A 20,941-nucleotide genomic window follows, 5' to 3' on the forward strand; every position below is an offset into this window, starting at 1 on the left:
ATAGGCATTTTATAATTATTCAGTTATTGGATATCCAGTAACTGAATTTTCTAGTGATTCAGATTCACTTATTTGTTGTGATTTTATTTTTCTCTCCCAAAATTCAGCATGTTCAATATCTAAATCTTTAGGATTAAAAGTAATATTTCCATGACCTTTTTCTTTAAGCTGTTTTTCATAATCCCATAAAACTTTTAGTGCCGGTTTATAGATAAAGCCCATAGCCAAAATGTTTATCCAGGCAGTAACAGCTACTCCAATATCTCCAAGAGTCCAAGCAATACCACTTTTTCTGATTGTTCCTAAGTAAATTGTTCCTAAAATTACAACTCTTATGATATTAACAGCAATTTTAGTAACTTTTTTTCTGAAATCTTCATTTTTAATAGTTCTTTTGGCTAAATAGGTTATATTTGTTTCAGCTATATAATATGAAGCCATAGCTGATGTAAATGCAAAGAAGAATAAAGCTATAGCAATGAAAGATTTTCCAAAGCCAGGAAGGAAAGTATTTATAGCATACTGAGTGTATGCTGGTCCCATATCTACCCCAGGAAGATTATTGATTAGAAGACCACCTTCAGGATTCTGAACGTTATACATTCCTGAAACAATAATCATAAATGCGGTTGCAGAACAAATAACGATTGTGTCTATAAATACAGATAGTGCTTGTACAAATCCTTGTTCAGCAGGATGATCACTTTCAGCAGTAGATGCTGCGTGAGGTGCTGTACCTCTTCCAGCTTCGTTTGAGTATATTCCTCTTTTAACTCCCCAAGATATTCCTGCTCCCAGCATTCCAGCAAAAATTTGGTTTTTTCCAAAAGCGGAACTTATAATTAGAGAGAAAACCTCAGGTACTTTAGTGTAGTTAGCAATAACCATACCAATAGCCATCATTAGGTAAATAGCTCCCATGAAAGGAACAACAAATTCAGAAACAACAGCAATTCTTTTGATTCCACCAAATATAATAAGAGAGATCAAAGAAACTAATATTAAGCCTATTATTTGGGAATCTATATCAAAAGCTACTCTCATACTACTTGCAATTGAGTTTGCTTGGACCCCAGGTAAAAGAAATCCCATGGCAATAACAATCAATATAGCGAAAAGTATCCCAAATCCTTTTTTACCAGTTCCTTTTTCGATATAGTAGGCGGGTCCTCCTCTATATTCACCATCAACTTCTTCTTTGTAAAGTTGTCCAAGAACACACTCAATGAAAGATGTACTCGCACCTAAAAGTGAGATAACCCACATCCAAAATATAGAACCTGGTCCTCCTAAAGAGATAGCAGTTGCCACTCCGGCAATATTTCCTGTTCCAATTCTTCCGGCAAGCGTTGTACATAATGCTTGGAAAGAAGATATACCTTGGCTTGATTTTTTTCTTTTAAGCATCAATTTACCCATCTCTTTTAGGTATCTAAGTTGAACAAATTTTGTTTTATACGAAAAGAATCCCCCCGCACCAAGACATAAATATACAAAGAAATCACTTTGTACAATAGAATTTACTAATTTTACTCCAGTTTCAAAACTCATTAAATCCTCCCAATGTTGTAATTAATAATTTGTAATCTCTTTAGGAAAGTTAGTTATTATTCTTGTAACTCCCATTTCTTTTAAAACTCTAGCATCTTTTTTTAAATTTACAGTCCAAACGTTTATATCGATATTTTTACTATTTAAATAGTTTATGTCTTCTTGTTTTAAAAAATTTTTATCAGCATGGTAACCACAGATATCAAATCCTAGATTTTCAATATATTTATCTAAATGGATCAAGCTTCCTTCGATAAGAATACCGATTTTAATATTCTTATCCAAATTTTTTAAATTCTTTAACAAGTTATGACTAAATGAAGAAACAACTATATTTTTATTAGGATATTTTTTTAAAATCTCAAATAGTTTTACTTCGGTCCCTCTTTCCTTAGAAAACTCCTCTTTTAATTCAATATTAATAAATTTGTCATCTGGAATAATGTTAAGAGTTTCTTCTAATGTAGGGATTCGTTCATCCTTGTAATCGTTTGAAAACCAGCTCCCAACGTCTAATTTTTTTAATTCTTCAAGTGTGAATTCTTTAAGATTCCCTTTTCCATTAGAAGTTCTTTCAAGCGTCCAATCATGAAACACTACAATTTTGCCATCCTTGGTTTGTTGAATATCGAATTCAAAACCATCACACCCATCTTTTAAAGCTTTTTTAAAAGCGGATAAAGTATTTTCTGGGGATGTACCAGAAGCACCACGGTGTGCTAATATTTCCATTTAAACCTCCTTAAAAATAAAAAAAGCAAAAAAACCTAGTAAAGGTTTTCTCGCTCTCTCTTTTCTCTCTTGCGATACAAATATATTATATATTTATTCACAAAGAATGTCAAATATGTTTACAAAATTTATACATTACGTATATTAAGATAAAAATAAGCTCATAAATTATTTGGCTATATTTATAAAAGTATCATAGTAGGCAACTTGTCCTCCAATATCTGATACTAGGTTCTCTGTAAGGAAGTTAGGATTGCCCTGTTGATTATTCCACTTCATAAATATATAGGCCTCATTTAATCTTAAAGATGGATCTATAAAGAGTTGTGAATAGATGCTTCCGTTCTTAGAAGAAACTTTTACAATATCTCCTTCTGTATAATTAATAGAATTTTTATCTGAAATAAAAAGTGTTGAGTATTTTATATTTTTTGAGGTATGTTGGCTAAAAAGGCTATCCTTACTATGCGGTGAAACTAATCTGATTGGATAATTTGAATTTCCAACTAAAGATTTCATGAAAACAGGCATGGGATTAAACCCATCTTTTAAAGCTGTTTTGCTAAAAATTTCAATTTTACCAGAAGGAGTTTTAAATTTCTTGTCTTCCCATGCAATATATCCCTTTTGGATATTTATATCTTTTAGCTTCAAATCCTCAACGGTTATATTAAGTGGTAATAAAACATTATTCAAATACTCTTCTTTAGAAACTTGTGGATAATTTGTCATATTTAATTTCAAAGCTAATTTCTTAAAAAATTCATATTCATCCATGAGTTTGTTTAAAGGATCTATAACTTTATGGTTATACATAAGAGAAGGCATCAACATTGAAGAGTAAAGGATATCTTCTGTCTCCAATGTGTTTGTTACAGGTATAATTAAATCACTGTGTTCAGCTGTATCAGTCATAAACATATCAAAACAAACTTTAAATGGAATAGAATTAAAAGTTTTTAAAGTTTGATTTAAATTAGGAAGTTGTGTTAGAGGATTTGCCTTACTTATAAAAATCGCCTGAATCTTATTACTTTCAACAAAATTTGGGAAATCAACTATAGGGAATTCGCGAGCATTTTTAGCAAAACTCAAACTATTATATGGGTCTTTATTTAAAAGTTGAGGATAAACTCTGTTTGAATAAAAAATACCAGATCCTTTGGTTCCAATATTTCCAGTAATACTCATAAGAGCATCTATACATCGCACACTATTTCCACCGTTAGAATATCGTTGAAGACCATATCCAAGAAATGTCATAATATTCCCTGTTGAAAAATAAGAAAGAATAGAATTAAAAATATCCAAGCTCAAACCACACTCGTTCAGAAGCTCTTGCAAATCTAAAGTTTTTAAGTAATCTTCAAAACATTTTAGTCCGATAATATTAGCGTTACAAAAAATAATATCATTCATTTTTCTTTCTAATAATATCTTGCTCAGCGCTAATGCTAGAGCTCCATCTGACCCTGCTTTTAAGCTTATATGTAAATCACTAATTAAAGATGTTTCATTTTTTCTAAAATCAATAGTTATAATTTTTGTACCATTTTTCTTAGCTTTTATAATTTTTTTATATAAATGAATCGACGTAACTGCTGGATTTCTAGACCACAATATAATTGTTTTAGCATTTTTTAAATAAATCAAATCACTTGTCTTCTTATCTCCAAAATCATAATCCTGTGCTGCAGAACCAGCAGACCAACAAGTTCCGCCAAAAGCTGTAGATATCCCACCAAAAAAATTAAAAAAAATATCTTCAATACCTTTTAATAATCCACCAGCCCCTGATTCTGCATAGTGAATAATAGATTCAGAACCACTTTTTTTAATATCTAAAAGTTTGTTTTTAATAATTTCTAGTGCCTCTTCAAAAGAGATGGGTTGAAAGACACCATTAACTTTTAAAAGAGGACTTAAAAGTCTATCTTTATCATATAATCTATTCAAATGTTTTAAGCCTTTTGAACATAAAAATCCATCCGTGAGTTCATTGCTTTTATTCCCTGTTATTTGAACGACCCTATTATTTTTTTTATGAACATCCATTTTACAAGCATCAAAACAATCTAATGAACAGCTATTTGTAAAAATTTCCATAATTTCCTCCTCAGAAAAATATTTATATAAAGCAAATTAATTATATCATATTCGTGAAAAAAATGTTATTATGAAAGGATGAGAAAAATTAACAGGAGGAAATAGTGAAACAAGAATTAACACTACAAAATGGAGATATTAAGAAGCTTCTGATAAAATATTCAATACCTGCGATTATAGGAATGCTTGTAAGTGCTCTATATAATGTTGTAGATAGAATTTTTATAGGAAATATGAAAGATGTTGGAGCTTTAGCAATAACAGGCGTGGGAATAACAATGCCTATAGTAACAATTGTTTTAGCTTTTTCAATGTTGATAGGAATTGGAGCCACAGCGAATATCTCCATAAAATTAGGACAAGGTAAAAAAGAAAGTGCAGAAAAAATTATGGGGAATATAATTACTCTGTCAATTATTATAGGGTTTCTAATAACTATTTTAGGAATTATTTATAAGAAAAATATTTTAATAGCTTTTGGAGCGAGTGATTCTACAATAAAATATGCTGAAGAGTATATTGGGATAATTTTATATGGAACTATATTTAATATAATGGGTTATTCTTTGAATAGTACAGTAAGAGCGGATGGAAATCCTAAAATTGCTTCAATAATAATGGTTGCGAGTTGTCTGTTTAATATAATCTTAGACCCAATTTTTATTTTTACATTAAATATGGGAATCCAAGGTGCTGCATATGCAACTGTTATATCGCAAATTTTAACAGCAGTACTTTCAATAGCATACTATATGAGTAAAAAATCAAATTTAAAAATTAAAAAAATAAATTTATCTTTAGACAAAGATATAGTGAAGTTAATCTTTGCAATAGGGGTATCACCATTTACTATGCAACTTGCAACAAGTATGGTACAAGTTGTAAATAATAATGCATTAAAAGCTTATGGTGGAGATTTAGCTATTGGAGCTATGGCAACAGTGAATGCGGTAGCATTATTATGCTTTATGCCAGTTTATGGTATTTCTCAAGGTGCACAACCAATAATAGGGTATAATTTTGGAGCTAAACAATACGATAGGGTTGAACAAGCTTTTAAAATATCAGCTGGAGTTGGAATTATAATATTTTTAATAGCTTTATTTTTTGTAGAATTATTTCCTGAAAATATTGTTGGATTATTTAATAAAAATCCTGATATAATGGCAATTTCAGTTCACGGAATGAGAATATATTTGATGGCAATGCCATGTATAGCTCTTGGTATGGCTGGAAGTAATTATTTCTTAGCGATTGGTGAAGGTAAGGCCGCTATGTTCTTAAGTCTTTTAAGACAAGTGATACTACTGATTCCGTTAATTATGTTGTTGTCTAGAATGTATGGATTAACAGGGGTTTGGTTAGCGCAGCCTATTTGTGATTTAGTGGCAGCTGTAGTGACTATGTATATGGTTATGAAAAATTTGAACAGGTATAATAATCGTGAGACTGTCTTTTCTGAAATAAGAATATATGAGTAAAAAATTAAAAGTTCAAATAGAGTTAATATTAACTCTATTTGAACAAATTAATTTTTTTTCCAATATATGTAATTGAAACAGTAACAATAATCCCTATAAATGTATCAAGAATTCTTTTAAATCCATATATATAAGGAGCTTCTGGAGTTATTCTATACATAATAATTAAAAATACGACTGATCCTATTGCAGATGGAATTTTTAGTTTTTTTTCACAAAAATAGATAACTATAATTTCACCGATAATAAGTTTTATAATAAAAGATATAGCTATATATGAAAAAACAACACCGATTAATCCCCCTACGATAGTTCCAATAGCTCTACTTTTAGCAGATTCTATTAATTTATCAAAATCTACGTTTGTAATTATAACACATGTAATAGCTGCATAAAATAGTCCCAGATTATTTACTTTAAAAATATTTCCTAGCAAGGTGACAATAACAATTGAAAGTATTGTTATTATTGCTTTTTCTGACAGTTCATTCATATTTTATATTCTCCCTTTATACATTTTTATATAAGAAATACGATTATTATATCTAATTTCCTTTCTAATACTATCTTTTATTCAAATTTCATGATAAAATTATTCTATTGTCAATTATTTTTAAATAAAAAAAATTAATATATAGGAGTTAAATTTTTATGGGTATTTTAAATGTAAGTAATGTTAGTCATGGATTCGGTTCTAGAATTATTTTAGAAGATGCTTCTTTTAGATTGTTGAAAGGTGAGCATATTGGACTTGTTGGAGCTAACGGAGAAGGGAAATCAACTTTCTTAAATATTATAACGGGAAAATTAATGCCCGATGAAGGAAAAGTAACATGGTGTAATCATATCACCACTGGATATTTAGATCAGTATAGTACCTTAGAAAAAGGAAAAACAATAAGAGATATTTTAAGGTCTGCTTTTGCTCACATGTTTGAATTAGAACAAGATGTTATGAACTTATATGAGAAAATGGGAGATTGTACTCCTGAAGAGATGGATATTGTTTTGGAAGAGGTTGGAGAGATTCAAAGTATTTTAGAAGGTGCAGATTTTTATAATCTGGATTCTAAAATAGAAGAATATGCTGCTGGATTAGGGTTACTTGATATTGGATTAGAAAAAGATGTATCTGAGTTATCTGGAGGACAAAGAGCAAAAATTTTATTAGCTAAAGTTTTACTTGAAAATCCAATGATTTTAATATTGGATGAGCCCACAAACTTTTTAGATGAAGATCATATTTTATGGTTAAAAAACTTTTTACAAAATTATGAAAATGCATTTATATTAGTTTCCCACGATATACCATTTTTAAATGATGTTACCAATGTTATATACCATATTGAAGCTGCAGTATTGACAAGATATACTGGAGATTATTACAAATTTAAAGAGATGTATGAATTAAAAAAGCGTCAAATTGAAATGGCATATAAAAAACAACAAAAAGAGATAGCACATCTAGAGGATTTTATTGCTCGTAATAAAGCACGTGTTGCTACAACAAATCTTGCAAAAGATAGACAAAAGAAATTGGATCGTATGGATATTATTGAAATAGCCAGAGAAAAACCAAAGCCTATATTTGGTTTTAAAACAGCTAGAACTCCATCAAGAGAGATTGTTGCTGTTGAAAATTTAGTTATAGGATACGAAGAAGCGTTAACAAGACCAGTTAGTTTTTCAATAGAACGTAATCAAAAGATTGCAATAAAAGGGGTTAATGGTTTAGGGAAATCCACTCTTTTAAATACATTGCTAAGAAATATAAAGCCTCTTTCTGGAGAGATTGAGCATGGACAGTTTTTACAGATTGGTTTCTTTAAACAAGAGGAGGAGAGTAGTAATACTCAAGTTTTGGATGAATTTTGGAATGAATTCCCAGGATTAACAAATGCTGAAGCTAGAGCAGCGCTTGCTAGATGTGGATTGACAAATGATCATATAACAAGCCAAATGAAAGTCTTATCGGGTGGTGAAAATGCAAAAGTTAGATTGGCAAAAATTATGAACCGTGAAATTAATTTTTTGGTTTTAGATGAGCCTACAAACCACTTAGATATAGAAGCTAAAGAAGAGTTGAAAAGAGCGATTAAAGAATTTGCGGGAACAGTACTTATGGTAAGTCACGAGCCAGATTTTTATATGGATATCGCTACTGAAGTTTGGAATGTCGAAGATTGGACAACAAAAATAATATAAAAAATAAAAAATCTTTCCAGTATTGTTTTGGAAAGATTTTTTTGTTATAAAAAAGAAAAATAGTTATTTCTTAGAAAATAAAGGTATTGTAATTAAAAACAGTATAGTTTGGAGGGGAATGTGGAAAATAAGATTTTGCTTTTAGTTGGTGGTGGGCATGCTCATGTCTATCTCTTAAATAAAATTATTAAAGAAAAACAAAAGTTTAAAACGATTCTTATTTCAACAAATAAATACCAATTTTACTCGGGCATGGCTTCTGCATATATTGAAAATATTTATTCAGATGAGGATATATGTTTTGATTTGAAGGTATTGTGTAAACTTGGGGGAATAGAATTTTTAGAAGACAAAGTTGTTTCGATAGATCCTCAAAAGAAGTTAGTCATTTTGAGTAGTGGTCAAAAAGTAAGATTTGATGTTGTTTCTTTTGATACTGGTTCAGAGTTAAAAATAGACGAAAAAAATATAAATCATAAAAATTTGATTGGAATTAAACCGTTAACAAACTTAAAAGAAATAAAAGAAAGATTACAAAATTCCAGCTTAGATAAAATTAAAGTTTTAGTAATTGGTGCAGGTGCAGCCGGTATTGAATTATCTTTTGGCGTTAAAGAACTTGGGAAGCAACTTAGTAAAGTTTTTGAGGTTCATCTTGTGGATAGAGGAAAGAGTATACTCCCTACATTTCCTAAGAAAATACAAGAAATTGTACTTAAAAGATTAAGTGAAAATAATATTTCTTTATATTTAAATGAGGAAGTAGAGTCTATAGAAACTCAGAGATTGGTAACGAAAAAAAAAATGATATTAGAATACGACATTATTTTGTGGGCAGGGGGTCCGACATCCAATCCAATGTATGAAAAAGCAGCAATGAGTGTAGATGAGAAAGGATATATGATTGTAAATAATTTTTTGCAAAATATTGATTATCCATATATATTTGGTGCAGGAGATTGTGTTGGGATAAAGAATTATAGCTATATCAAAAAAGTTGGGGTATATGCAATAAAAGAAGCCCCCTACCTTTGGAATAACATAGTAAATTTTTTTAATAAAACACCTTTAAAAAGTTATGTTCCACAGAAAGATTTTTTGCTCATACTTTCTCTTGGAAACAAAGAAGGGGTTTTAAGTTATAAAGGGTTTGTGCTGAAAGGTTATTTAATTTGGAAGTTAAAAAACTATATAGATGAAGGGTTTATGAGGAAATTTAAAAATAAGCAGAAAAAGAACCACTAATTTTTTAGTGGTTTGCTGTTTATATTTTCTTTTGATTTCTTACCATTCCACATTTTTGATCTGGAAGATATTCAAAATCATATCTATTGTATAAATTGTCAGCTGGAGAAACGGCTATTAAGCAAACATAGCTGTCTTCGTGAGTATTTTTATTTAAAAATTTATTTATTTCATCCATTATTTGGGTAGCGTACCCTCTCCTATGATAATCTCTATCAACCATTATATCACTAATGATATATGTAATTCCACCATCTCCAACAACTCTACCAAATCCAATTAAAAGATCTCGATCATACATACATACAGTGAGCAAAGAATTTTGCAATGCGATTGAAGCACGAGATGGATCCTTTTCTCCTGTGCCTGCTCTTTCTCTTAGTGATAAATAATCACTTATATTTGGTTTTTTTAAAATTAATTTCATATAAAGCCTCCTATAAAACGCTATTTGGTTGGATTGTTATCAATCCTTCAACTATCCGATAATTTGTGTGTTGAATCTAATCACAATCCAAAAAAAAATTGTAATGAGATTATTATTATATCATTTTATATGAAAATAGTAAATGAAATATATTCAGTTCTACTAGAATGTTTTAAAAAAATACAAAAAATAAAACTAGGTCCCTAAAAGAACCTAGTTTCCACACATACACACTTTATTATACATTTAAGGAAAATGTACTTAAATTAAGTATATACCATATCAATTAATTAGACAAATATAATAATTATATGAGATAGATATATGAAAGAGAAGAACTAGAAGGAAGGATAAAAAAGGAAAAAAAATAAAATAGAGTATAATATATATATAAACAGAATCAAAAGGGGCGCTATGGATAAAAATAAAATAATACTTAAAAAAATAATGATGGGTTTAATTTTAATAATAATTTTAGTGATAGGATTTATTGTATTTCCTTGGAATATTTAGGAGGATATTATGGCAGAATACAAAGTATTAAACATTACAGGAATGAATGCTGAAAGTATTCAAAATCAGATGAATATAATTTATAAAGATGGATGGAATTATAAAGAAACTGTAAACTATATATTGAATGATTCAGATATGAAACAATCAATAATGATCTTTGAAATAAATAGACAATATAAATAATTTTTTTGAGAATACTATTGACAAAACACAAAAAATGTAATATTTAATATATGAGAGCTATTAGCTTCTCTTATAAAATTAAAGGAGATTGAAATGGGTAACGGAAGAATGAAATTTGATCAATTCGATGAAAATGAAATGGATTTTGCTACTAAGGGGTTTGTAAGAGGTGAAAAAGAAAACAGGAAAAAAATTCCTAAAATGAGAAAAGATTTTAAGGAAAAGGAAAAAGAGAAAGTGTTGAATGATAAAAAGAAATTTTATGATTTTATGACACAAGATGTAGATATAGAAATGGCATAAATTTTAATAGCTGGCTTAGACCAGCTTTTTTAGTAACCGAAAATTAGGAGGAGTAAAATGTATAATTCAATAGAAATTCAAACTAAAAATAGTTTTTTAAGAAAAGTTTTTTTACAAATGTTCTTGGGGCTTCTTGTTACTGGCGCAGTATCTTGGAGTGTAGTTCAAAGTAGTCAAATGATTTCTTTTGTTGGAAATTATATGACGTTTATAATAATTGCAGAATTAATTTTGGTTTTAGCCCTTAATTTTGGAATAAATAAAATTAGTGGTGGAACCGCAAAAGTTCTATTTATAACTTATTCAGCTATGAACGGTTTAGTTTTGTCAATTGTGATGTTGATTTATAATCCGATTTCAATACTGTATGTATTGGCTGTTACATCATTAATTTTTGTTGTTATGACTATCTACGGATTGAGAACAAAGGAGGATTTATCTGCATATGATGGATTCTTCAAAGGTGGTTTGATAACATTAGTTGTAGTCTCTCTCCTAAACATTTTTTTAAAAATATCTATATTGGACTGGTTTATATCTGTTTGTGCAGTTGTTTTATTTACAGCTCTAATCGCATATGATATAAATAGAATTGTAAAAATATTTCAATTAGATAATATGTCTGAAGAGGACTACAATAAGTTTTCAACTATTGGAGCTTTAATGCTGTATCTGGATTTTGTAAACCTATTTCTTAATTTGTTGAGATTATTTGGAGGTAAAAGAGATAATTAAAAAAGGGACTTTAAAGCAAGTCCCTTTTTTAATTATCCTTCTATCCAATTGGTTTTTTGAATAATCTCTTCTATTAAAGAATGACCCATGTTTGGGTGTATTGTTTCCTCGTGAGAGATTGTAACTATTGACATAGCCATTGCAAATTTCACTGTTTCTTTAATTGGAAGTTTATTGATATATCCTAACCCCAATCCAGCAACAAAAGAATCTCCAGCTCCAGTTACATTTCTAACTGTAACATCAGTTGCTTTTAATGTACCTGTTTCAACTCCATTAGTATAGTATATTCCCTCAGCATCTAGACTGATAAATACATTTTTTACCCCTAAAGAGAGAAAGAAATTCCCAACTTTTTCAAGGTCAGCCTTGTTATTGATCTTAATTCCAGATAACACTTCAGCTTCTACTCGATTAGGTTTTATAGTATGAAAGTATTTGATAAGATGTTTAACTTTTTCAGCTTTTGTAGATGAAATTGGATCCAAAATAAAGTTAGTTTTCCCTTGGAATTTAGTTAAAATATACTCTAAATTGATAGGATCATCAGCATCTAAGAAAGTGTATGCAGCATTTTCAATCATAGGACCTTTAGAATCAATAAATTCTGTTGTCATGGCGCTAATACTATCTAAATCAGCAACAGCCGAAACCATTTCTCCAGTTTCATCTAAAATTGCCATATAAGTTGGAGTACTTTTCCCCTCCAAAACTAAAGAATTTCTCATATCATATCCAATTTTAAGAGAATGAGTTAACATAGAACGACCAATCTCGTCATCACCTATAATAGATATAAATTTAGTTTTAACACCTACTCTAGCCATATTTTCAGCAATATTTCTTGAAACTCCTCCAAAAGATATCTTTATTTTCCCAGGAATAGAATCACAGGCTTTATAAGATGATTTACAAAATCCAAACATATCAACAACAGAAGCACCAAAAACTAGTATATATTTTTGTCCGCTTAGACAATCTTGCATTACAATATCCTCCTAAATAAAAAAAATAAATAAATATATTTTAACAGATTTTTCAAAAAAGTCAAAGAATAAAAAAATAAACACATTAAGATATTTAATGCGTTTATTTTTTTATGAATAAATGGTATAATAACTAATTAGATAAAGATAAAATTTTAAGGGAGATATTGTGAATAGTTTTAATAATTTGAGTGTAAATAAAAATATAATAGCTTTATTAAATAAAATAGGAATAAAAAATCCAACTGAAATACAACAGGAAGTAATTCCAGTTGTATTCAATGGTAAAGATGTAATTGCTCAAGCAGCAACAGGGAGTGGAAAGACTTTAGCTTTTGCATTGCCGATTATACAAAATATAAAATCAACTACGGCATTTCCACAATCTCTAGTTATAGTTCCAACCAGAGAACTTGCAATTCAAATAGCACAAGAGTTTGAAAAGATAAATTTTGAAAATAAAGTTAAAATAATGTTAGCTTATGGTGGAAGAGAAATAGCTGGGCAGATACAAACATTAAAAGATGGAGTAGATATAGTTATAGGAACTCCAGGTAGACTTGTAGATTTAATAGAAAGAAAAGCGATTAATCTTTCTAAATTATCTAGCTTAGTTTTAGATGAGGTTGATCAAATTTTACTTATGGGATTCAGAAATGAGATTGATGAGATCATCGGTGTAAGCAACAAGAAAAGACAAACGCTGTGTTTTTCAGCAACAATCGATTCTGCAGTGAAAAAAGTTGCCTATAAAATAACAAAAGAACCATTAAATATTGTAATAGAGTCTAAAGAGAATAAATTGGACAATATAAACCAGTATCTGATAAAGACAACAGATAGAAGAAAACTTGAGACTCTTTGTTTATTGTTAAATGAGACAAATCCATTTATGGGAATTATATTTTGTAGAACAAAAGCAAGAGTAGATAAGCTGGAGGAAGAGTTATCATTTAAGGGGTATTCTTGTCAAAAGTTACACAGTGATATTCCACAGGCAAAAAGAGAAAAAATAATGAAATCTTTTAAAAGTGTAGAGTTTCAATTTTTAGTAGCTACAGATGTCGCAGCCAGAGGTGTAGATATTACTGGAGTTACACATATATTTAACTACGATATGACAGAGGATGTTGAAAGCTATATTCATAGAATAGGAAGAACAGGTAGAGCGGGACAAAAAGGGGATGCCTATATTTTTGTTGCTGAAAAAGATGAGACTATGCTACAAGAGATTGAAACTTTTATGAATTTTGAAATTCCTGAAAAGCAGATGGAATATGTTCAAAATGTAAATTCAACTTTAGAACTTCCACAGAAAAAATATAATAAGAAAATAAACGCAAGAACAAAAAATATAGAAGAGCAAAAACAAAGGTATAGAAAGTAAAAACGAAACTAAAAAAATATTTCGGGGGTTAAAATGGAAAGAATACAAAAGCAGATGGAGTTTCTAAATGAAATTGATAAAGTTAAAGAAATATTCAGACAGTCTTTAGTGGATGGAAAAAGAGAAGAAAATGATGCTGAACATAGTTGGCATATGGCAATGGTAGCTATAACATTAAAAGAGTACTTCATAGAGGAGTTCAATTTAGAAAAATCTTTGAAAATGATTTTGATTCATGACTTGGTTGAAATATATGCTGGGGATACTCCTGCTTTTGGAGTGGAAAGACCAGATAAACAAGAGGAAGAAATAAAGGCAGCTAAAAAATTATTCTCCCTCCTACCAAAAGATCAAAATGAAGACTTTTTAGATTTATGGTTAGAATTCGAAGATTGTCAAAGTAGTGAAGCTAAATTTGCAAATGTTTGTGATAGATACCAAGGGTTTATGCAAAACTTAACATCTGATGGACATACATGGAAAAAATTTAATGCAACTATGGAGAGAGTTTTGGACAGAGCTGAAGTTTTGAAATTATATGTTCCTGAGATATTTGAAAAATATATGTTGCCTAAGTTTGAAATGTATAAGAATAGGGGTATAATAAAATAAAAATTATTACAAATATTGCAATTTCCCTCTCTATATGCTATTATTTAGAAAGTAACACATTTTTGGTAGAGTGACCGAGTGGCTAAGGAGCACGCCTGGAACGCGTGTAGAGCGTAAGCTTCGTGGGTTCAAGTCCCACCTCTATCGCCATTAAAAGTCAAATAAAAATAAAATTTATGCTAAACTATTGACTTTTGAAGGTTTACTGGGTATAATCGGGTTAAAGATACCATAAATAAAGGGTTTTCATTTTTGGGTTCTTTCTATATTATTTTTTATAATAGTTCAAGGAGGGAAATAATGACTAAAAAAGAGTTTATCGATTTATTTGCAAAAACAGGTGAATACACTAAGAAAGATGCAGAAAAAGCAGTGAAGTTATTTTTGGATTTAGTTGAACAAAAGTTAGTTGAAGGAGAACCAGTATCGTTTATAGGATGGGGAAAATTCGAAGTTGTTACTAGAGCAGCTAGAGCAGTTAGAAATCCTCAAACAGGTAAAAAAATGAAATTAAAAGAAAAAAAAGTTGTAAAATTCAGAGTTGGAAAGACTTTAGAGGAAAAAATAGTATAATATTACAGATAGCTTCGAATACAATTCTTTTGAAGAATAAAGTTCGGAGCTTTTTTTATTTAAAAAGAGGTGTACAGTGAAAATTATTGTAAATAATATAAATATCTCCATTGAAAAAAATCAGAACCTTGAACTGAAAAATGAAGTTATTAGAAGAGGTATAAAAGAAGAGTATATAGAAAAAATTGAATACTCTAAAAGATCTATAGATAGCAGAAAGAAAACAGACATAAAATTTGTATATAACATTGAAGTTACCTTAAATAAAGATATTGATGTAACCGGCCTAAACGTAATTTTGCCAAAACAAATGGAAGAATCTACATATAGAGTGAAAATAGATGTTGAAAGAGTAGCGGTTATAGGTGCAGGACCTGCAGGTTTATTTGCAGCATTAAGATTATGTGAACTAGGGATTAAACCTATAATTTACGAGCGTGGTGAGGATATTGACAATAGAGATAAGAGTATTGATAATTTTGTAAAATACAGTATGTTAAATCCAAATTCAAACATTCAATTTGGAGAGGGAGGGGCTGGAACATATTCAGATGGAAAGCTCAATACCAGAGTAAAAAGTGGATATATGAATAAAGTTTTTTTAGAACTTGTAGAGAATGGTGCTCAGGAAGAGATTTTATGGGATTATAAGCCGCATGTAGGGACTGATATTTTAAAAAATGTAGTTAAAAATTTAAGAGAAAAAATAATATCTATGGGTGGAGTTTTTAATTTTAATACACTAATAAAAGATATCGTAATTTTAGATAAGAAAGTTAAAGGAATTAAAATTCAGAATTTAAAATCACCTATTCAAAATGAAGAGATCGAACTTTTTGATCATGTGATTTTAGCGATAGGACATTCATCTAGAGATACGTATAGAATGCTCTATAAAAATGGTGTGTTTATGGAAAGTAAACCATTTGCAATAGGAGCTAGAATAGAACATCCTAGAGTTGATATAGATACAATGCAATATGGGAAGATGGTTAGTCATCCTAGCTTAGAGGCTGCCACATATAGCTTAACATATAACAATAAAGAGGAAGAAAGAGGAGTGTTTTCATTTTGCATGTGTCCTGGAGGAGTTATTGTTAATGCAGCATCACAAGAGGGAGGTTCTCTTGTAAATGGAATGAGCTATTCTCAAAGAGATGGTAGATTTTCAAACTCAGCTCTTGTTGTTGGAGTAAAAGCTAACGAATTTGGAGATGATATTTTCTCTGGGATGGAGTTCCAAGATAAATTAGAGAAAAAAACTTATGACTTAGTTGGAAACTACGGTGCGCTATATCAAAATACATTAGATTTTTTGAAAGGAAAGTCAACAAATAGAAAAATAGAATCAAGCTATGAGATGGAAATGAAGAGCTATGATTTAAACAACTTATTTCCAAAGGTAATTTCAGATAATATGAAACTTGCTATGGGGCAATGGGAGAAAACACAAAGAAATTTTATAAGTGAAAATGCAAACTTGATAGCTCCAGAAACGAGAACTTCAGCACCTATAAAAATAACAAGAGGAGAGCAGGGAGAATCAATCAATATCCATGGATTATATCCTGTGGGTGAAGGAGCAGGTTACGCTGGCGGAATAATAAGTGCAGCTATAGATGGAATTAAAATTGTAGATTTAGTATTTACTACAACTGATTAGAAAAATAAAAAAGAATTGGAGAAAATAATGAAAATTTCAAAAAAAGACGCGTATGAATGGTTTAATCACCTTTCATCTCTTTCTGGAGATAAAAGTGAAGTTTATAAGAGGTTTAGTCCAATTATAGAATCTACAATTAGACAAATTGAACTGTCAGTAAATAGAAAACATGAAAATATGAAAAAAGAGATAAGCGATTTAAAAACACTTAAAGGAAGAACATATTTTGTTGGAGATCAGCAAAATTTTCCTAAAGGATGTGTTTCTTGTTTGTTTGGTGATGGGTTAGGTGGAATTAGAAAAACACATAAATGTAATTTATTATGTAAGTTCTGTTATTATCATGATAATATAGATACTCAGGAAATTATTCCAGATGGAATGTGGGAGATCGGAGGAACTCTTTTTTATGAAGAAGATATAGACCTATTATTATCAATACAGAAAAAACCAAGTGGGATAGCTTATGTTTACTTAGAACCATTTTTAGAAATAGATAAATATTATGGAATTATAAAAAAACTTAGTGATGCAGGAATATATCAACACATGTATACAAATGGATCTCTTTGTACAAGGGAAAATTTAAAAAAACTTGGAGAAGCTGGACTTAATGAATTGAGATTTAATTTGGGTGCTGTAAAATGTAGTGATCAAGTTATTGAATACATGGCGATAGCTAAAGAATATATTCCAATGGTAGGAATAGAAACTCCTATGACACCAGAGTTTTATGAAGCTTTCCAAGAGAAGAAGGATATGATTCTAAAAACTGGAATTGATTTTATGAATTGTGCTGAACTTCATTTCGGAGAAGATAATATCAATAACTACGTTGGAGAGAGAATGTATGTAGCTAGGAGAGGATATATATCGCCTCTTTGGTCAAGAGAAATTACACTTAAACTAATGAAGCAAGCATGTGATGAAAAATGGGGGATAGTTGTACACGATTGCTCAAACCATACAAAGTATTCGAGAGAATTAAATAAAAATTCTAAACAAGGGGAACCTTTTGGTGCCACTACTTATGTAAGTGAATTTGAAAGATTTTTACCACATCTATTTTTAGCAACTTTAAAAGATGAAGACTTTTTATTTTTAGAAGAGGAAGAGTTGCCTGAAAATATGAAACTTAAAAATTGTGAAGATGAGATAGATTTTCTAATTATTGAAGAAGAGGAAGAGATGTATGAAGACTTTTTTAATGATGAAGAGGATGAAGAGGATCAATAAAGTTAAATTATCTATAGGAGGCTGAATCTATGAGAGAGAAATTAAGTTTAAGTTTTTTATCCATTGGAATTTTTATATTTTTAGGTTTGACTAGTTTAGGATATCTTTTAGGGAAAAGTATTATAGAGATGAAAAAGCTAGATCGGGTTGTCAGTGTTAAAGGTTTATCTGAAAAAGAAGAGACTGCTAATATTGTATTGTGGCCTATAGACTTTAAAGTAGCAGGAAATGAATTGAGTGAACTTTATTCCAAATTAGAAAGAGACAATACAAGGATTGTCGATTTTTTAAAAGAAAATGGAATAGAATCTAGTGAAATAACAATTTCTGCACCTGTCATAGAAGATAAGATGTTATACCAATATGATAATAATGTTGCAGCTTTTCGATATATAGCAACTCAAACTGTAACAGTTTATTCTACTAAAGTGAATGAAGTTTATAAACTAACTAATAAAATAGGCGAATTAATTAAAGAGAATATAGCTTTAGGTAATTCTTCGGTTAATTCTTCTAGTCAATATGGAACAACAACAGAGTATATTTTTACTAAACTTAATGACTTAAAACCACAGATGATTGAATCAGCAACTAAAAATGCTAGAGAAGTAGCTGAAAAGTTTGCTAAAGATTCAAACAGTTCTTTAGGTAAAATTAAAAGTGCCAATCAAGGGCAGTTTACAATAACAAATAGAGATCAACATAATCCACAGATAAAAAATATAAGAGTGGTTAGCACTATAGAATACTACTTAGTTGATTAAAAAAAGCTACTAGAACTTAAGTTCTAGTAGCTTTTTTAGTATATTAATTTTTTACAGTAATTCCATCCCATTTTTAACTCTTTCGATAACTTCTTTATTTACTAATTTTTCAGCTAAAGCAAATCCAAATTCCAACGATTTTCCAGCACCAATTCCAGTTATAAGGTTTCTGTCAATCACAATGTCCTGATGTATATAGTTCTCACTATTCATTTCATCTTTTACAGATGAGTGACAAGTAAACTTATAATCTCCAATTAAATTATTAAGGCCTAATAATGTTGGTCCCCCACAAATAGAACCTACAAATTTATTCTTGTCATTTAAATAAGTTTCTACAACTTCAATGATTTTTGAATCGGTTCTTAAATTTATATATCCAGGAAACCCACCAGGAATAACAACCATAACTCCCTCTCCAATATTAATTTCAGATATATTTACATCTGCTATAATCTTTACTTTTTGAGCAGATTCAACCTCTAAACTTTCTTCTAAAGTGGATACAGTAAGAACATCTAGCCCCGCTCTTCTCAAAATATCTACTGGTGCCATCGCTTCAATTAATTCAAACCCATTAGCTAACATAATAAAAACCTTATTGTTCATAAAACACCTCCAAAAATAATTAATCTAATTATAACAGAAACACACCAAAAACTCTAGGTAATATGATATAATCATTATATAAATGAAAAAGGAATGATTATATGAAGATAAATTATGAAATAGAAATGCAAAAAGAATTAAATAGTATTGGTTTGAATAGTGATAAAAAAATATTGATACATTCATGTTGTGCCCCGTGTAGTTGTGCTATACTTGAATATTTAAAAGAATATTTAACAATTGATATTTTTTTCTATAATCCAAATATAACAGATGAAAATGAATACATAGCTAGATTGAAAGAGCAAATCATATTCAATGAAAATATGAATTTTAAAATGGAAATCATCGAAGGAGAATATAGTCCTAGAAAACATTTTATAGAAAATATAAAAGGATTAGAGAATGAAAAAGAGGGTGGAGCAAGATGTTACAAATGTTATAAGCTTAGAATGGAAGCTACTGCTAAAAAAGCTAAAAAAGATGGGTATGATTATTTTTCTACTGTTTTAAGTATTAGTCCTTTAAAGAACTCACAGTGGATAAATGAAATAGGTATAGAGCTTGAAGAAAAATATGGCATTAAATTCTTAAAAGGAGATTTTAAAAAGAAAAGTAGATATCTAAGAAGTGTAAGTATTTCAAAAGAGCACCATCTATATCGCCAAGACTATTGTGGATGTGTTTATTCCAAAATAGAAAGAACGGAGATGAAAAATGACAAAGAATAACAATAGAAGATTTTACTCTTTAAATGATTATTTTAAAGATAAATTTGGTGAAAAAATTTATAAAGTTTCTTTAGATGGAGGCTTTACTTGTCCTAATAGAGATGGAAAAATATCTCGAGGTGGATGCATATTTTGTAGTGACTCTGGAAGTGGAGAATTTACTGGTGATAGAATAAAAACAATAACAACCCAGATTGACGAACAACTAATATTTTTAAAGGATAAAATAGGCGAAGGAAAAGTTATTGCATATTTTCAAAATTTTACAAATACATATGCGGATATAGAATACCTACGAAAAATGTATTATGAAGCTCTTGAACATCCAAAAGTAATTGGTATTGCAATAGGAACAAGACCAGATTGTTTAGATGAGGATGTATTGATTTTGTTGAAAGAAATAAATGATAAATATTTATTATGGGTGGAACTCGGTCTTCAAACAAGCGATGATAGAATAGCTAAACTCATAAATAGAGGATATGAATACCCTATTTATGAGAAAGCAGCAGAAAATTTAAGAAATATGAATATTAAATTTGTGGCTCATATGATTATAGGATTACCTGAAGAGGAGAGGGGTGGAATAATAAAAACAGCAGAAGATATTATTAAATCAGGTGCTTGGGGTATTAAAATACATTCACTTCATATAATCAAAGGAACGTCGATGGAAACACTCTATAAAAAAACACCTTTTCATATATTTTCATTAGTTGAATATGTTGAATTAGTTGTAACGATTTTGAGACTAATTCCAAAAGATATGGTAGTTCATAGAGTTACAGGAGATGGTAAAAAAGATGAAGTCATTGAACCTATTTGGAGTTTGAATAAAAGGAAAGTTTTAAATGAGATTGAAAAAGAATTAAAGAGAAGAGATTTATATTAGAGGA

At 29.5% G+C, this 20,941-nt stretch carries 21 protein-coding genes and 1 tRNA gene; 15 read left to right on the forward strand and 7 right to left on the reverse strand.

What is annotated here, in order from left to right; genetic code table 11:
* Window positions 1-15: 15 nt before the first annotated feature.
* From Q0V67_RS01000 to Q0V67_RS01010, 3 genes are all read right to left on the reverse strand, one after another.
* Window positions 16-1,551 (reverse strand): sodium:alanine symporter family protein, encoded by a 1,536-nt coding sequence (locus tag Q0V67_RS01000; RefSeq protein WP_297596185.1) that lies wholly within the window; start codon window positions 1,549-1,551, stop codon window positions 16-18.
* Window positions 1,552-1,572: 21 nt separating this feature from the next.
* Entirely contained in the window at window positions 1,573-2,283 is a 711-nt protein-coding gene (locus tag Q0V67_RS01005) for a glycerophosphodiester phosphodiesterase family protein (protein WP_297596186.1), read from the reverse strand.
* A 168-nt stretch (window positions 2,284-2,451) separates the two neighbouring features.
* Entirely contained in the window at window positions 2,452-4,389 is a 1,938-nt protein-coding gene (locus Q0V67_RS01010; RefSeq protein ID WP_297596188.1) for a molybdopterin-dependent oxidoreductase, read from the reverse strand.
* 104 nt (window positions 4,390-4,493) lie between these two features.
* Here Q0V67_RS01010 and Q0V67_RS01015 point away from each other — a divergent pair, with 104 nt between their 5' ends.
* Entirely contained in the window at window positions 4,494-5,870 is a 1,377-nt protein-coding gene (locus Q0V67_RS01015; RefSeq protein ID WP_297596190.1) for an MATE family efflux transporter, read from the forward strand.
* Window positions 5,871-5,904: 34 nt separating this feature from the next.
* Here the strand turns inward: Q0V67_RS01015 and Q0V67_RS01020 are convergent, their stop codons facing one another.
* The gene (locus Q0V67_RS01020) at window positions 5,905-6,363 is read right to left on the reverse strand and encodes an FUSC family protein (protein ID WP_297596191.1); all 459 of its coding nucleotides are present in this window, start codon (window positions 6,361-6,363) and stop codon (window positions 5,905-5,907) included.
* Between the two features lie 158 nt (window positions 6,364-6,521).
* Between Q0V67_RS01020 and Q0V67_RS01025 the strand changes: the two genes are divergently transcribed.
* Both Q0V67_RS01025 and Q0V67_RS01030 read left to right on the forward strand, forming a co-directional pair.
* Window positions 6,522-8,075: an ABC-F family ATP-binding cassette domain-containing protein gene (locus Q0V67_RS01025; protein WP_297596193.1), complete on the forward strand. Its 1,554-nt coding sequence runs from the start codon at window positions 6,522-6,524 to the stop codon at window positions 8,073-8,075.
* A gap of 120 nt (window positions 8,076-8,195) precedes the next feature.
* Window positions 8,196-9,320 (forward strand): FAD-dependent oxidoreductase, encoded by a 1,125-nt coding sequence (locus Q0V67_RS01030; RefSeq protein ID WP_297596195.1) that lies wholly within the window; start codon window positions 8,196-8,198, stop codon window positions 9,318-9,320.
* A gap of 19 nt (window positions 9,321-9,339) precedes the next feature.
* On the opposite strand, the gene Q0V67_RS01035 is transcribed toward Q0V67_RS01030, so the two are convergent.
* A complete protein-coding gene (locus Q0V67_RS01035; RefSeq protein ID WP_297596197.1) occupies window positions 9,340-9,747 on the reverse strand; it encodes a GNAT family N-acetyltransferase in 408 nt (135 codons plus the stop codon).
* A gap of 522 nt (window positions 9,748-10,269) precedes the next feature.
* On the opposite strand from Q0V67_RS01035, the gene Q0V67_RS01040 reads away from it, so the two are divergent.
* The 3 genes from Q0V67_RS01040 to Q0V67_RS01050 all read left to right on the forward strand — a co-directional run bounded on the left by Q0V67_RS01040 (window position 10,270) and on the right by Q0V67_RS01050 (window position 11,484).
* Entirely contained in the window at window positions 10,270-10,446 is a 177-nt protein-coding gene (locus Q0V67_RS01040) for a hypothetical protein (RefSeq protein WP_297596199.1), read from the forward strand.
* Between the two features lie 93 nt (window positions 10,447-10,539).
* A complete protein-coding gene (locus tag Q0V67_RS01045) occupies window positions 10,540-10,749 on the forward strand; it encodes a hypothetical protein (protein WP_297596201.1) in 210 nt (69 codons plus the stop codon).
* 57 nt (window positions 10,750-10,806) lie between these two features.
* Window positions 10,807-11,484 (forward strand): Bax inhibitor-1/YccA family protein, encoded by a 678-nt coding sequence (locus tag Q0V67_RS01050; protein ID WP_297596203.1) that lies wholly within the window; start codon window positions 10,807-10,809, stop codon window positions 11,482-11,484.
* Between the two features lie 32 nt (window positions 11,485-11,516).
* On the opposite strand, the gene Q0V67_RS01055 is transcribed toward Q0V67_RS01050, so the two are convergent.
* Window positions 11,517-12,470, reverse strand: coding sequence for a carbohydrate kinase family protein (locus Q0V67_RS01055; RefSeq protein WP_297596205.1), 954 nt, complete (start codon window positions 12,468-12,470; stop codon window positions 11,517-11,519).
* 169 nt (window positions 12,471-12,639) lie between these two features.
* On the opposite strand from Q0V67_RS01055, the gene Q0V67_RS01060 reads away from it, so the two are divergent.
* From Q0V67_RS01060 to Q0V67_RS01090, 7 genes are all read left to right on the forward strand, one after another.
* Window positions 12,640-13,857 (forward strand): DEAD/DEAH box helicase, encoded by a 1,218-nt coding sequence (locus tag Q0V67_RS01060; RefSeq protein WP_297596207.1) that lies wholly within the window; start codon window positions 12,640-12,642, stop codon window positions 13,855-13,857.
* Window positions 13,858-13,890: 33 nt separating this feature from the next.
* Window positions 13,891-14,469, forward strand: coding sequence for an HD family hydrolase (locus Q0V67_RS01065; RefSeq protein ID WP_297596209.1), 579 nt, complete (start codon window positions 13,891-13,893; stop codon window positions 14,467-14,469).
* A 64-nt stretch (window positions 14,470-14,533) separates the two neighbouring features.
* Window positions 14,534-14,619 (forward strand) — tRNA-Ser (locus Q0V67_RS01070).
* A gap of 150 nt (window positions 14,620-14,769) precedes the next feature.
* A complete protein-coding gene (locus tag Q0V67_RS01075; protein ID WP_297596211.1) occupies window positions 14,770-15,042 on the forward strand; it encodes an HU family DNA-binding protein in 273 nt (90 codons plus the stop codon).
* A 76-nt stretch (window positions 15,043-15,118) separates the two neighbouring features.
* Window positions 15,119-16,705: an NAD(P)/FAD-dependent oxidoreductase gene (locus tag Q0V67_RS01080; protein ID WP_297596213.1), complete on the forward strand. Its 1,587-nt coding sequence runs from the start codon at window positions 15,119-15,121 to the stop codon at window positions 16,703-16,705.
* A 27-nt stretch (window positions 16,706-16,732) separates the two neighbouring features.
* Window positions 16,733-17,941, forward strand: a complete 1,209-nt coding sequence (locus Q0V67_RS01085; protein WP_297596215.1) for a radical SAM protein — start codon at window positions 16,733-16,735, stop codon at window positions 17,939-17,941.
* A 29-nt stretch (window positions 17,942-17,970) separates the two neighbouring features.
* Window positions 17,971-18,705, forward strand: a complete 735-nt coding sequence (locus tag Q0V67_RS01090) for an SIMPL domain-containing protein (RefSeq protein WP_297596217.1) — start codon at window positions 17,971-17,973, stop codon at window positions 18,703-18,705.
* 51 nt (window positions 18,706-18,756) lie between these two features.
* On the opposite strand, the gene Q0V67_RS01095 is transcribed toward Q0V67_RS01090, so the two are convergent.
* Window positions 18,757-19,314: a DJ-1 family glyoxalase III gene (locus Q0V67_RS01095; RefSeq protein ID WP_297596219.1), complete on the reverse strand. Its 558-nt coding sequence runs from the start codon at window positions 19,312-19,314 to the stop codon at window positions 18,757-18,759.
* Between the two features lie 101 nt (window positions 19,315-19,415).
* Here Q0V67_RS01095 and Q0V67_RS01100 point away from each other — a divergent pair, with 101 nt between their 5' ends.
* Window positions 19,416-20,045: an epoxyqueuosine reductase QueH gene (locus tag Q0V67_RS01100; RefSeq protein WP_297596221.1), complete on the forward strand. Its 630-nt coding sequence runs from the start codon at window positions 19,416-19,418 to the stop codon at window positions 20,043-20,045.
* Window positions 20,032-20,937: a TIGR01212 family radical SAM protein gene (locus Q0V67_RS01105; protein WP_297596223.1), complete on the forward strand. Its 906-nt coding sequence runs from the start codon at window positions 20,032-20,034 to the stop codon at window positions 20,935-20,937. Before Q0V67_RS01100 ends, Q0V67_RS01105 begins: the two co-directional genes overlap by 14 nt.
* Window positions 20,938-20,941: the final 4 nt, after the last annotated feature.

It is taken from the genome of uncultured Cetobacterium sp., from assembly GCF_947072685.1.
Taxonomy (GTDB): domain Bacteria; phylum Fusobacteriota; class Fusobacteriia; order Fusobacteriales; family Fusobacteriaceae; genus Cetobacterium_A.